The organism is Dolomitihabitans soli (assembly GCF_022213955.1).
Taxonomy (GTDB): Bacteria; Actinomycetota; Actinomycetes; order Streptosporangiales; family Streptosporangiaceae; genus Streptosporangium_A; species Streptosporangium_A soli.
Window position 1 is genome coordinate 639974 of record NZ_JAKNTW010000002.1, and the last position, 13093, is coordinate 653066.

The window sequence follows — 13093 nt, forward strand, 5'->3', positions numbered from 1 at the left end:
CGGCCGTACGGCGACGCCCCGGGCAGGTCCAGTGGATCACCTCGACCGCAACGCCCGACAAGTCCATGCTAGTTACGATAAATCCGGGCAGCCGAAACCCCCCAACCACCCCACCCACGTACGGCCCGCACACCCCGAAACAGCGCCCTGAGCAGCCGCTCCATCAATTTCCCGAAAACGGAATCCCCTTGACGAAGCCGCCCGCCACCCCATTGCGGCCACATTCCCGGCACCTTTCCGAAACGGCCGGCCGAGCGCAGGAAAGGCATTAAAGAAAGCACCGCCAAGGCCGGCGGCACGCCATTTCCCGGCCACCGGGGACCCGGTCGCCGCGCCACCGGGAACAAAACAACCTTCTTCCCGGATGCTGAGACTGCGGATGGTCACCCCTTGGTCACCCACCGATACGGTACTGATCATTCTCGTTTTGAGCAAGATCGGAGGTATCGTGGAGGCATGCCGACCCGCGCCCGTGCCCGTCTCGTCCAGACCGCCGTGGACCTCTTCTACGCCGAGGGGATCCGCGCCGTCGGCGTGGAGCGGCTGCTCGCCGTCTCCGGGGTTGGCCGAGCGTCCTTCTACCGGCACTTCAGCAGCAAGGACGACCTGGTCATGGCCGTCCTGCGGGACCGCGACGAAGACTGGCGGCGGTGGCTGACCGAGGAGGTCACCGCGCGGGGCGGCGCTCCGCTGACGGCCTTCGACGCGCTCGCCGCGCGGTTCGAGCGCGACGACTTCCGCGGCTGCGCCTTCGCCAACGCCATGGCGGAGATCGCCGACCCGGCCAGTCCCGTCCACCAGGTCGCCGCCCACCACTCCCGCCAGGTCGCCGCCTACCTGGAGAGCCTCCTCACCGCCGCCGGCCACACCGACCCGGCCGCCCTCGCCCGCCAGTTCGTCCTGCTGATCGACGGGGCCAACGTCGGCGCTCTCCGCGAACACAGCGCCGAGCCCGCCCGCCGCGCCAGAGCCGTCGCCGCCGCCCTGCTCGCCCAGCCGGACTCGGGCCGGAACCGCTAGGACCCGATCCCGCCTGCTCCCTCCGCTCCCCCGCCGAGCCGCCCTCCCGCGCCCAGCGGGGACGTGATCTCCGGTTCGAGGCCGAGGTCGTGCAGGACCGCGAGCGCGCGTTTCCGCCACCAGTCCGAGCCGAGCCGCTCGAAGATCGCGAGAGCCTGCCGCACACTGCGCCGCGCCTCGTCCGGCTGCCCGGCTGCGGCCTGCACCCCGCCGACGATCGACAGGACGCGCCCCTCCGCGTGCGGCTGCCTGAGCTCCCTGGCCATGATGAGGGCCCGGCCGAGGTAGGCGGCGGCCCGGGCGTCGCCCGTCGCGACGAAGCACTCGGCGAGGCCCGTCAGTACGTGGAGCTGGCCGATCCGGTCCTCGGTCTTCGCCAGCAGGTCCAGCGCGTCGGAGAACGCCCCGGTCGCCGCCGCGTACTCCTTCCCCGCGAAGGCCACCTGGCCGAGCCGGTGCAGCGTCATCGCCCGCATCAGACCGGTGCCGATCTCATCGCAGATCGCCAGCGACCGCCGGACGCAGGCGTGCGCACCGGGCAGATCTCCCCTTTCCAGATGGAGCTGGGCCAGATCCCGCAGGGCGTCGGCCTCGGCCGCCCGGTCGCCCACGGCGCGGAGGTCCTCGATCGCCGCCTCATAGCGGACCAGCGACCGTCGCACATCTCCTGAAATGCGGTCCTGGTTCGCCAGGCTGCACAGGGTGAGGGCGTATCCGTGCCGGTCGCCGAGTTCGTCGAAGATCTCGGCCGCTCGCCCGACCAGGTCACGGCACTCGCTGTACAGGTTCTGGATGCAGTGCATGACTCCGAGCCTGCGGAGCAGCGCGGCCTCGCCCCGGCGGTTGCCCGCGGTCCTGATGGCGGCCAGCGCCCGCACATGGCTCGACCGCCACTCGTCGGCGTAGTTCCTGGCCTCGAAGAGCGTGCTGGCGGTGACGGCGAGATCCCAGCAGAGTTCGTCGAGGCCGTGGTCGGCCGCCAGTGAGACGGCGGCGAGCAGGGTGGCGCGCTCGCTGTCGAGCCATTCCAGGGAGTCGTCGCCGAGCAGGCCGTCGACCACCGGGGCGTCGATCGGCCAGCGCGCGCCCTCGCCGTGCAGGATCCCGAACGCGCCGCCGTACAACCTGTTGTGGGCCTCCTCCGTGAGGAACAGGGCCGCGCCGACGACCCGCGTGAGCATCGCGGTGCGCCACTCCTCGGAGTCCTCGGCGAGCACGCGTTCCCTGGCGAAGGCCCTGATCAGGTTGTGACAGACGTATCGCTGGTCCCTGATCTCCAGGAAGTGGGCGTCGAGGAGTTGTTCGACGATCTCGGCGGCGCAGCGAAGGTCGCGGTCGAGGATCGCGGCGGCCGACCACAGGGGGATCTCCGAGATGGTGAGCAGGCCGATGCCGCGCAGCAGCTCCCTGGCCTCGCCGCTCAGCCCGCGATATCCGACCTCGAGGCTGGTGCGTACTTCGAGGTCCGCGTAGGAGAGCTCGTCGAGCATCAGGCGGGCGTCTCCCAGCCTGGCGGCCACCGTCTCGATCTCCAGGTTGAGTCTGGCGGCCAGGCGCGCCCCCGCGACACGCATGGCCAGGGGCAGCCCGCCGCACTGCGCGACCAGTTCGCGCGCCGCGACGGTCTCCCTGGCGACGCGCTCCGGGCCCACCTCCTGAGCCAGCAGTTCGAGCGCCGCGTCGGGGGCCAGGGCGTCGAGCCTGATCACCGACGACTCGGGGATGCCGGCCGGTCGCCGCCTGCTGGTGATGAGGACCGCGCAGGGCCCGCCGCCCGGAAGCAGCGGACGGATCTGCTCGCTCGAACCCGCGTTGTCGAGCACCACGAGCACCGCGCGATCGGCGACGATCGACCGGAACAGGGTGGCGCGCTCGTCGAGCGACGGCGGGACGGCGCTGCCGTCCACGCCGAGGGCCCGCAGGAACCTGCTGAGCACGCTGCCGGGATCCAGGCCGGTTCCCTCGTCGCCCCGCAGGTCGATGTAGAGGTGGCCGTCGCCGTAGGTCTCCGACATCGCGTGCGCCGCGTGCACCGCGAGCTCGGTCTTGCCCACGCCCGACCGCCCGGTGATGACGGCGAGGGGCAGCAACGAGGAGCCGAGCGGACGGTCCAGGATGGCCGGGATCCGGGCGAGTTCGGCGTCCCTGCCGTTGATCGCGGACACGACGGGCGGAAGCTGCCGGGGAGCCTGGAACGCCGGTCCCGCGGGCACGCTCAGCGAGGCGCGCCCGGGCGTCTCCAGCTCCTTGAGCCCGCTGTCCTGGTTGAGTACGGCACGCTCGAGCTTGCGGAGTTCGTCGTCCGGTTCGAGGCCCGTCGTCTCGGCCAGCATCGATCGGAAGTCACGGTAGGCGGCGAGCGCCTCGGCCTGCCGGCCCGCGCGGTACAGGGCCAGCATGAGGAACCCGCGCAGTCGTTCCCGCAGCGGATACTCGTCGATGAGCGGAAGCAGTTCGCCGATCAGGCGCTGGTGACGGCCCAGCGAGAGTTCGAGTTCGATGCACTGCTCCTGGGCGAGCAGCCGGTGCTCGTCCAGGTGCGGCGCGTTCGCCCGCACGAAACCGCTGTCCACGTCCTGGAGCGCGGCCCCCTGCCAGAGGGCCAGCGCGGCGCGCAGGTCCTGCACCGCCCGCACGGGGTCGCCGGCGCGCGCGGCGTCGGCCGCGCTCGCCCGGAGATCGTCGAATCGGAGGGAGTCGAGCTCGTCGGGCCCCACCCGGAGCATGTAGCCGGAGGAGTGGGTGACCAGCGTGCGATTCGGCTGTTCGGTGTCGAGCAGCGCACGACGGAGCTGCACGACGCAGATCTGGATCTGGTTGTGAGCGGTCTGGGGAACGTTCTCTCCCCAGACGGCCCGCATGAGCGTGGTGATGGGCACGACCCTGTTGGCCTCCAGCAGCAGCGTCGCCAGGACGATGCGCTGGCGGCGCCCCCCGAGAGGGATCTGTGCGCCACGGTTCTCCACTGCGAGTGGACCGAGAATTCGAAACTCCATTTCATCCCCGTACATCTTCAATCGAATCCCTGTTGGGACGCTGCCCCCGTACGGCACTCCCCAGCACCGCACCATACGTATGGATAAAATAGCCCAAACAGCCGATTCGGGAAAGCTTTCCTACCCTGTAGGGCAACAGAGTTCCCAGCGACATGGCCCCTGACCTCGTACGTTATCGATTTCATAAGCCGCGAAAGCGAGTATAAATCGTTTCGATATCGCCCTAATATAAGCTGCTTCAGTTCGTATACTTAAATAGGAGACTTGATGCGAAGAATAGTCATCACGATCGGGATCATCGCGGTCTTCCTCTGGGGCCAGGCTTCGGCGGCCCAGGCGGTCCTCGAGGACGACCCGTGTCCCACCAAATTCGAGCACTCCTGCGACATGCCATGGACCGGGGACCCGCCCCCGCCCGGCGTCTAGGGGGTCAGGAGGCCGGGCGGCGTTCCATCGCGGCGGACGCCTTCGCCCGCAACGCCTCGGCCCCGATGTCCGTGAAGATGGCGTGCGCCGCCGTCAGATGACCGGCGGCGCTCGCGTCACCGCGCTCCGCGTACAGGAGCCCGATCGTGAGCCGCGCGCGTGCCTCGATCAGGCGCTCCCCGATGGCGTGCGCGAGAAGCTGGGCGGAGACCAGCGTCGACTCCGCGGCCGCCACGTGGCCGAGGGCCAGCCTGGCCTCGCCGAGCCCCTGCAGGACGTACGCCCTGCCGATCCGATCTCCCATGGCCCGCACGATGTCCAGGGCACGCTCGTAGTTCTCGACGGCCGCGCCGGGATCGCCCTGCTTCATCGCCATGTCGGCCATCCGGTTGAGCGCCTGGGCCTCGCCCCGCCGGATGCCGATCTCTCTGAAGATCCGCAGCGCCCGCTCCAGCAGCGGCCGGGCCCGGTCGGGGCGATCCCGCTCGACGTGGATGCCGGCCATGCCGATGAGCACGTGGGCCTCAGCCGCGCGGTCGCCCGCCGCCCTGAGTAACGGGACCGACTGCTCGTACCGCTCGAGTCCGGCCTCGAGATCGCCGTGCATCCGATCGACGATCGCGATGTGCCGCAGGGCGAGCGCCCGGCCGTGGTCGTCGCCGACCTCTTCGAAGGCGGCGATCGCACCGGTCAGGTGCACCCGGGCCTCGGTGTAGCGCTGCTGGAAGACCCCGGCCGAACCCAGCGCGTAGAGCATGGCCCCCTCGCCCCGGCGGTCGCCCGCCTCCGCGCAGACCCGTACGCCGAGCTCGCCCGCAGCTCGCCAGTCGTCGAAGTAGCCGTAGTTCTCGAACAGGGTGAGCGCCGTCATCGAGAGTTCCCAGCACAGCTCGGAAAGACCCAGGCGGGCCGACTGGCGGATGGCCGCGAGCAGCACGTGGCGCTCACCGTCGAACCAGGCCAGGGGATCGTCGCCGAGCACCCGAGGATCCGTGCTCCGGCGCGGCGCCGTACCGCGCAGGACGGTGAAGTCGCCGCCGTACAACCGCCGGTGGACATGCTCGCCGAGGTAGAGGACGGTGGCGCAGGCCCGGGTGATCGCGAGCGTCAGCTCGGAGCCGTCGGCATCGGTGTGCTCGGCCGTCTCGGCGCTCTCGGCCGTCTCGGCCGTCTCGGCGGCGAAGGCGCGTACGAGGTCGTGCCAGCCGTACCCGCTTCCCCGTCGCTCCAGGAGTGAGGCCCGGACCAGCTCGCCGAAGGCGTCCTCGGCCTCGGCGGGTTCCAGGTCCAGGATCGCCGCTCCCAGCCAGGTGGCCATCAGGGAGCAGCCGAACACGCCCAGGCCGTGGAACAGCATCCGGGCCCGCGGGCTCAGGTCCCGGTAGCCGATGGCCAGGCTCGCGCGCACGGCGAGATCGTCGTAGGTCAGCTCGTCGAGGACCGTGCGGGTGCTTTCCAAGCGCTCGACCATGGCCCGCACGCTCCAGTGCGGTTTCGCGGCCAGCCGCGCGCCGGCGACGCGCAGGGCCAGCGGCAGCCCGGCACACTGCGCCGCGAGCGCCGCCGCCGCCTCCGGCTCCGCGCCGACCCGGTCGGCTCCCACGTCATGGGCGAGGAACCGGACCGCGTTCTCCCCGTCGAGCGGGTCGAGCCGGACGACGGCCTCCCGCTCCAGCCCGGGCGGCTCGTGACGGCTGGTGATGAGCACGCCGGCCTCCGCCGCGGGCGGCAGCAACAGGGAGAGCAGATCGTCCGAGCCCGCGTTGTCGAGCACGATCAGGATCCGGCGGTCGGCGGCGATGGACCGGAACACGCTTGCCCGGTCGGCGAGCGAGTGCGGCACGGTCATCCCGAGGGCGCGCAGGAACCGGCCGAGCACCTCCGCGGGCTGCGCGTCCCCCCGCAGGTCCATGTAGAGCTGGCCGTCGCCGTACATCCCGGCGAGCCGATGCGCCGCGTGCAGCGCGAGCGCGGTCTTGCCGACGCCCGACCTGCCGACCACGGCGGCCGTCCGTACGCCCCCGGCGAGCAGGCGGTGGACGAGCCCGCTCTCCTCCGTCCTGCCGACCAGGGGCGAGATGAGCGCGGGAAGCTGGTGGGGGACCGCCGTCACCGGCCCGTGCGACGGGGCCGTCAGGGTCACCGGCCGCCGGGGTTTGAGGCTCTCCTCCTGGCCGACGATCGCGTGCCTCAGCCGGCGCAGTTCCTCGCCCGGCACCTCGTCCAGCTCCGTCAGGAGGGTCCGGTGGTAGGCGTCGTAGACCTCCAGCGCCTCGGCCTGCCGCCCGCAACGGTAGAGGGCCAGCATGAGCTGGCCGTGCGGCCGTTCGCGCAACGGGTCGGCCGCGACGACGCGCCGCAGTTCGCCGATGACGTGCTGGTGCTCGCCCAGGAACAGCTCGGCCTCGACGCACTGCTCGACGGCCGAGGCGCGGCGCTCGTCGAGGTGCGCGGCCAGTGATCGGACCAGCTCGCTGTCGATCCCCGCCAGCGCCGGCCCTCGCCACAACGCCAGGCCGGCGCGGAAGGCCCGGACCGCCCGCCGCAGCGCCCCCTCCCTGGTGGCCGCCAGGGCTTCGCCCACATGCTCGTCGAAGGCGGCGAGGTCGAGCGTCCACTCCCCCGGCATGATCGCGTAGCCCTGACCTCGGGTCACCAGCAGCCGGTGTGGCTGCTCGGTGTCTCCCAGTTTCCGGCGGAGCTGGGAGACGCAGATCTGCACCTGGTTGCGCGCGGTTCCGGGAGCCTGTTCACCCCAGACGGCCCGCGCCAGCCTTTCCCGTGGCACCTGGCGCCCCGCCTCCAGGAGCAGCACCGCGAGGATCGTGCGCTGCCGCTGCCCGTGGAGGTGTACGGCCTGCCCGTCCCGCTCGGCGGCCAACGGCCCGAGGACTCCGAACTCCATGGACCGCTCCCCGCTCAACGACACACCCTCCGGGCGTGCGTACGCCAAGGAATCATAGATCAAACCGGGCCCGCGGCCGCCCGCCGAGCACCGCCGGACCCTGGCGGCCGCGACGGCGGGCGCCGCGCGCTCTCGCGATCAGGCCGGTCACCCGCATGGCCGACGACGAGTTGCCGGAGCCGGGCCGCGGAGTCACGGCTCCGCGACCCGGTGTCCTGTCACAGCAGTTGGAGCCGGACCGGACCGGTAGTGCTAGCCGCAGTGCTCCAGCGGGCTGTCATAGACGGAGGAGCCGGCCTTGCCGCCCCAGCGGACGCACTTGCCGGCCGCCGAGGCTCGGACGGGCCCGGCGTAGTAGGAGAAGTTACCCGAATCGGTGATCCGGGTCTGGCCTTCCACCTCCAGGTAGGCGGAGACGGCGGTCGCGGTGCCCAGCGAGGTGCTCTTCATGGTCGCCACGCAGTTGCTGGTGCCGTTGTAGAGCAGGTAGACCGTGCCCGAGGAACCCAGCGCCGCCGAGTCGATCACGTCGTAGCCGGTGCCGCAGACCTGCTCGGGGGTGTGCGGGTTGCCGCTGCCGGAGCCCGTGACGAACTGCATGTACTTGGACCAGTTCCAGTTCGGCCCCGGGTCGGTGTGGGTGGCGCCGGGCACCTGGTTGTGGCCGACGATGTGGGTTCGGTCCTTGGGGATTCCGTACCGGTCGGCGATGTTGCGGGTGAGCGCCGCCGAGGACCGGTACATCGCGTCGGTGAACCACGAGGCGTTGGCGACGTAGCCCTCGTGCTCGATGCCGACCGAGCGCCGGTTGTAGTCACCCGCGTGCCAGGCCCGGTCCTTCTCGCGGACCATCTGGGTGACGTCTCCGTCGGAGGAGCGCACGACGTAGTGGGAGGAGACCTTCGCGGCCGGGTTCTGGAACCAGGAGATCGTGCCCGCGTAGGACCCCTGGGCGACGTGGATGACGATCCGGTCGATCCGGTCGCTGCCGGGCCGGCTGGAGACGGCGTAGTTGCTGGTGCTCGCCGGCACCCAGTGCGCGGACGGGTAGTCGACGGCCGCCGCGGCGAACTTGGAGTCGATGTCCCGCGTCTTCTCGTACTTCCCGCGGTCCGGCTGTACGGCGCGCGCCCCCACGGTGACCGTCTCGCCCGCCGGGGTCACGGCCTTGATGCCCGTGTTGATCATCTCGTAGACGGTGTCGGCGTACAGCCGGGCCACCTCGGCGGAGGACGCGCCGCCGTACGCGGCCACGGCTTCGTACCACCGGGCGGTGTCGGCGCGGGCTGCCGCGTCGAGGCCGAGCCGGTCCGCGTGCGCCCGCAGTACGGCGGCGCCGCCCGCGATGTTGGCGGCGTCGTCGGACTTGAGCGCGGACACCGGCGTGCCGGTCAGCTCGGCGGCCCGCTCCAGGGAGCCGTTGGCCGGGCTGCTGACGAGGTGCAGCATGCCGTAGCCGCCGCTCGCGCTGGGCTTGCCGCCGTGGCCGTCGAGGTGCGTCTCGGCGTAGGCCAGGGCGACCAGTAGGTCTCGGGGGACCTCCTGGCCGGCGGCGGCCTTGGCGAAGGCGGCGGCCACCGGTCCCGCGGACACGGCCGCGGCGGCCGCCGGGGATGTCGCGGGCGCGGCGCTCGCCGGGCCGCCCGCCAGGCAAACCACGACAGTGAGGGAGCCGGCCAGCAGCGCTGCCGCGCGACGGGGCCGGTGCGTACGGTCTGCCATCAATCCTCCTGGGGAGTGTCCGGAAATACGGAAGGACGGCTGCACCGTAAATTGAGATTTCAATCTTTGTAAACCATATTGACAAGAATCGATCTATAACCGAAAATCCCGGGTTTCGCGGTAACAGACGGTCAGGTGGCGGCGGACAGCTGGTGCTGGAGGGCGGAGGCCTGGTGCAGGTAGCCCTTGGCGAGGTCGGCGTCGCCGGCGGCGTGATGGAGTTCGCCGAGCAACCGGACGGCGCCGGCCTCGCCCATCCGGTCACCGAGGTGCTTGAAGATCGTGAGGGAACGTTTGAGCTGGGCGGAGGCCCGGCGCAGGTCACCGCGGACGGCCTGGAGGCGGCCCAGGTCGCGCAGCGCGTACGCGGCGCAGTGGCTGTCGCCGAGGTCCTCGAAGATGTCGAGGGCCAGCCCCTGGAAACGCATCGCCCCGTCGACGTTGGCGCCCAGGTCGTGCAGCCGGCCGACCTGAATGGAGACACACCCCTCGCGGTGCCGGTCGCCCAGCTCTCTGGCCAGGCGCAACGCCTCCGCGAGCCAGTGGGCGGCGGCGGGCAGATCACCGGAGTCCAGGCAGACCCGGCCGAGCGCCTGCCGGGCGAACGCCTCGCCGACCGGGTCACCGAGATCCAGGAACATCGCCAGAGCCTCGGTGAACCGTCCCAGCGCGCGGGTATGGTCACCGCTGAACTGGTTCACCGCGCCCAGTCCGCAGACCGCGACGGCCTCGCCCCGCCGGTCGCCCACCTCGCGGAAGATCATGTGGGACCGGGTGAACATCTCCGCCGCCTCGCCGTACGCGTCCTGGTAGAGGCTGACCTGGGCCAGGCCGCGTAACAGCGCCGCCTCGCCGCGCCGGTCGCCCGCCGCGCGCACCGCGTCCAACGCGATCCGGTGGGTGGTGCGCCAGTCGTCGTAGTGGGAGCGCAGATCGAAGTAGGGGACCAGGGAGGCGGCCAGCTCCCACGCGGCGCCCGGCAGTCCGGCCGCCGCGGCCAGCCGTACGGCCTCGGACAGGGTGTCGCGCTCGACGTCGAACCAGGTCAGGGGGTCGGCGGTCAGGCCGGTGAGGACCTCCTGTGACGGGATCCAGCGGGGCGCCGCCGTCGCCGTCAGGCTGAAGACCCGGGTCGGCAGCCGCTCCGTGGCGTGCTCGGCGACCGCGAGCCAGGCGCCGAAGACACGCGCCAGCGCCTGGCCGTCGGCGGGCCCCGCCCGCTCCCGCGCGCCGAATCCGATCAGCTCGGACAACCGGTAGCGCGGCTGCCCGGCGAGGTCGCTCCCGGCGAGCTGCACCAGGTTGGCGTCCACCAGCGTGTCGACCACCTGGTCGGCCCGGTCCCGGTTCAGCGCCGCGTCCACCACCCAGCCGGGGAAGGACTCCGCGCCCAGCAGCCCGAGCGTGCGCAGGGCCGCCGCCGCGTCCCCCGGCAGTTGCCGGTAACTCAGCTCGAAGCTCGCCCGAACCTCCAGGTCACCGACCCGTAACTCGCCGAGCCGGTGCGACTCGTCGCGGAGCCGCCGTTCCAGCACCCGCAGCGGCCAGTCGGGCCGCGCGGCCAGCCTGGCGCCGGCGATCCGCACCGCCAGCGGCAGATGTCCGCAGGCCCGCAGGATGGCGGCGGTCGCCTCGCCCTCCGCCGTCATCCGGCCAGCGCCCACGATCCGGCCGAACAGCTCCGCGGCCTCGCCCGGCGGCAGCACGTCCAGCCCGACGTGCACCGCGCCGGGCAGTTCGGTGATCCGCCGCCTGCTGGTCACCAGCACCGGGCAGCCGTCACCGGGCAGCAGCGGGCGCACCTGCGCGGCGCTCGCGGCGTCGTCGAGCAGCAAGAGCATCCGCCGCTCGGCGAGCAGCGAACGGTACATGACCGCACGCTCGCGCATCCCGTACGGCACGGCTCGCACGCCCAGCGCGCGCAGCACCTCGGCCAGCAGTTCCGCGGGCTGCGGCGGAGCGGCCGAAGTGCCGCCGAGGTCGAGGAAGAGCTGACCGTCCGGGCACTCGGCCCGTACGGCGTGGGCGCAGTGGACGGCCAGCGCCGACTTCCCCACACCGGGCCCGCCGGTCACCACGACGACGGGCGGTCCCTGGCCCGACAAGGTGCCGGTGAGCAGGGCGACCTCGGCCTTCCTGCCCGTGAAGTCGGGGATGTCGGGCGGGAGTTGGTGGGGTGACGGGACGGGCCCGTCCGCCGAAGGCGCCCCATGGTGGTGTGCCGTGCCGGGGGCCGGGTCGCCGGCGAGCACCGCCGCGTGGGCCTGGCGGAGTCCCGCGCCGGGTTCGATACCCAGCTCTCCGATTAATCGCTCCCTGATCGTGGCGTAGGCGGACAGCGCCTCGGCCTGCCGTCCGTCGCGGTGCAGGGCGGCCATCAGGCGTTGCCACAGACCCTCCCGGAACGGATGGTCCACCAGCAGGCCGCGCGCCTCGGCGACGGCCTCGGCCTGCTGGCCGCACGCCGTACGCAGGTCGAGGAGGTGTTCGGCGGCGGTGAGCCTGGCCTCGCGCAGTGGTTCGAGCCGGGCGTCCCAGAGCGGGCTGCCCGGCAGGTCGGAGAGGGGGTCGCCGCGCCACAGGGCGAGCGCGCGGCGGAGCAGTTCGAGGGGTTCGCCGCCGGGCTGGGCACCGCGGGCCCGGACGGTGAGCTCTTCGAAGATCAGGAGGTCGAGGTCGCCGGGCTGAAGCTCGATCATGTAGCCGGAGCGGCCGGCGTGCAGCCGGGTCCCCGCGTCGCCGAGGGCGCGGCGCAGGGAGCTCACGTAGGTGCGCACGTTGGCGGCGGCCGAGCGCGGCTGGCGGGCCGGCCACAAGGCCTCGACCAGGAGTTCGGCTCCGACCATGCGGTTGGCGTGGAGGAGCAGGGTGGCGAGGAGCATACGCGGCTTGGTCCCGCCCAGGTGCCCGGTGGACCGGACGTCCAGCGGGCCGAGCACGTTGAATGTTGGCCGATCAGCCGTCATGCCCGCTTCTTTCGTCAGAGAGGCATCTGAACTGTTTATCGGGATTTCTCAGCGTCAGGCTATTTGTATCGGTTTTGGACAGGTTTTATGCAGGTTTTCCGGACGCTGGTCGGCACGAGGGACAGCGAAAGGATCCGTATGAAACTCAGAAGTCTCGTCACGGCGGGGTGGGCCCTGCTGTTCAGCCTCGCGGGCGCCGTCGCCCTCGCTCCAGGAGCGAGCGCCCTCTCCCAGGGAGCGAGCGCGGCGGCGGCACCCGCCTTCCAGCTCCCCTTCCCCTGCAACCAGAGCTGGACCGGCAACTCCAGCGGCAGCAGTGCGCACACCTCGTATGAGATCGACTTCAACCGGGGCAGCACCGCCGACGCCGATCTGGGCGACGCCGTCGTCGCCGCCGCGGCCGGCACCGTGGTCATCTCCGCCCACCAGGGCTCGACCAACGGCTTCGGCAACCTCGTCAAGATCGACCACGGCGGCGGCTACTCGACCTACTACGCCCACCTGCGCGTGCGTTCGGTGACCGCCGGCACCGTGGTCGCCCAGGGCCGCAAGATCGGCGAGGTCGGCAACACCAGCCGGCCGGGCAACAACATCAGCCCGCACCTGCACTTCGAGGTGCGGACCAACGACGTCTCCTACCCGGCCAACGTCAGGAAGGCCGTGTTCAACGGGACCACGTTCGGCTACCCGAACCAGACCCTGACCTCACGGAACTGCGGCGGCGGCGCGACCAACCCGCACACCCCCGAGCAGGTCTGCGGCACCGGCTACGACGTGATCGACTCGGCGGCGCTGGGTTCCTCGGGCACGGTCTACCTGCTCTACAACGGCACCAGCAACTGCGTGGCGACCATGAAGAGCACCTCGCTGGGCACCGCGACCGCCGTCTCCGCCTACCTGGAGGTGGAAGGCCAGACCCGGATCACCGATTCGGGTAACTTCTCCTACTACGCCGGGCCCGTCCGAGCCTCGGCGGCCGGCAAGTGCGTCCGCTGGGGCGGCAAGGCCGGAACCTCCGTCTACGACAGCCCACTGGAACACTGCGGCTGAGACGATCG

At 71.6% G+C, this 13093-nt stretch carries 7 protein-coding genes; 3 read left to right on the top strand and 4 right to left on the bottom strand.

Features of this window, described 5'->3' with window-relative positions; translation table 11 throughout:
* The first annotated feature begins 456 nt into the window (after nucleotides 1-456).
* Nucleotides 457-1020: a TetR/AcrR family transcriptional regulator gene (locus MBA17_RS07700; RefSeq protein ID WP_238495579.1), complete on the top strand. Its 564-nt coding sequence runs from the start codon at nucleotides 457-459 to the stop codon at nucleotides 1018-1020.
* On the opposite strand, the gene MBA17_RS07705 is transcribed toward MBA17_RS07700, so the two are convergent.
* Nucleotides 1017-4016, bottom strand: a complete 3000-nt coding sequence (locus MBA17_RS07705) for an AfsR/SARP family transcriptional regulator (RefSeq protein WP_238495580.1) — start codon at nucleotides 4014-4016, stop codon at nucleotides 1017-1019. The genes MBA17_RS07700 and MBA17_RS07705 overlap by 4 nt on opposite strands.
* A 267-nt stretch (nucleotides 4017-4283) precedes the next feature.
* Here MBA17_RS07705 and MBA17_RS07710 point away from each other — a divergent pair, with 267 nt between their 5' ends.
* Nucleotides 4284-4442, top strand: coding sequence for a hypothetical protein (locus tag MBA17_RS07710; protein WP_238495581.1), 159 nt, complete (start codon nucleotides 4284-4286; stop codon nucleotides 4440-4442).
* Nucleotides 4443-4446: 4 nt separating this feature from the next.
* Here MBA17_RS07710 and MBA17_RS07715 read toward each other — a convergent pair whose 3' ends face one another.
* From MBA17_RS07715 to MBA17_RS07725, 3 genes are all read right to left on the bottom strand, one after another.
* On the bottom strand, nucleotides 4447-7347 hold the full coding sequence (locus MBA17_RS07715) for an AfsR/SARP family transcriptional regulator (protein WP_238495582.1): 2901 nt from the start codon (nucleotides 7345-7347) through the stop codon (nucleotides 4447-4449).
* Between the two features lie 252 nt (nucleotides 7348-7599).
* The gene (locus MBA17_RS07720; protein WP_238495583.1) at nucleotides 7600-9069 is read right to left on the bottom strand and encodes an N-acetylmuramoyl-L-alanine amidase; all 1470 of its coding nucleotides are present in this window, start codon (nucleotides 9067-9069) and stop codon (nucleotides 7600-7602) included.
* Between the two features lie 131 nt (nucleotides 9070-9200).
* Nucleotides 9201-12035, bottom strand: a complete 2835-nt coding sequence (locus tag MBA17_RS07725; RefSeq protein WP_238495584.1) for an AfsR/SARP family transcriptional regulator — start codon at nucleotides 12033-12035, stop codon at nucleotides 9201-9203.
* A gap of 138 nt (nucleotides 12036-12173) precedes the next feature.
* Here MBA17_RS07725 and MBA17_RS07730 point away from each other — a divergent pair, with 138 nt between their 5' ends.
* Nucleotides 12174-13085 (top strand): M23 family metallopeptidase, encoded by a 912-nt coding sequence (locus MBA17_RS07730; protein WP_238495585.1) that lies wholly within the window; start codon nucleotides 12174-12176, stop codon nucleotides 13083-13085.
* The last annotated feature ends 8 nt before the right edge of the window (nucleotides 13086-13093 follow it).

Excerpts from the sequence above, each read along its gene's own strand:
- MBA17_RS07700 (WP_238495579.1), top strand. The coding sequence starts at position 457 with ATGCCGACCCGCGCCCGTGCCCGTCTCGTCCAGACCGCCGTGGACCTC.
- MBA17_RS07725 (WP_238495584.1), bottom strand. The coding sequence starts at position 12,035 with ATGACGGCTGATCGGCCAACATTCAACGTGCTCGGCCCGCTGGACGTC.
- MBA17_RS07730 (WP_238495585.1), top strand. The coding sequence starts at position 12,174 with ATGAAACTCAGAAGTCTCGTCACGGCGGGGTGGGCCCTGCTGTTCAGC.
- MBA17_RS07710 (WP_238495581.1), top strand. The coding sequence starts at position 4,284 with ATGCGAAGAATAGTCATCACGATCGGGATCATCGCGGTCTTCCTCTGG.
- MBA17_RS07705 (WP_238495580.1), bottom strand. The coding sequence starts at position 4,016 with ATGGAGTTTCGAATTCTCGGTCCACTCGCAGTGGAGAACCGTGGCGCA.
- MBA17_RS07715 (WP_238495582.1), bottom strand. The coding sequence starts at position 7,347 with ATGGAGTTCGGAGTCCTCGGGCCGTTGGCCGCCGAGCGGGACGGGCAG.
- MBA17_RS07720 (WP_238495583.1), bottom strand. The coding sequence starts at position 9,069 with ATGGCAGACCGTACGCACCGGCCCCGTCGCGCGGCAGCGCTGCTGGCC.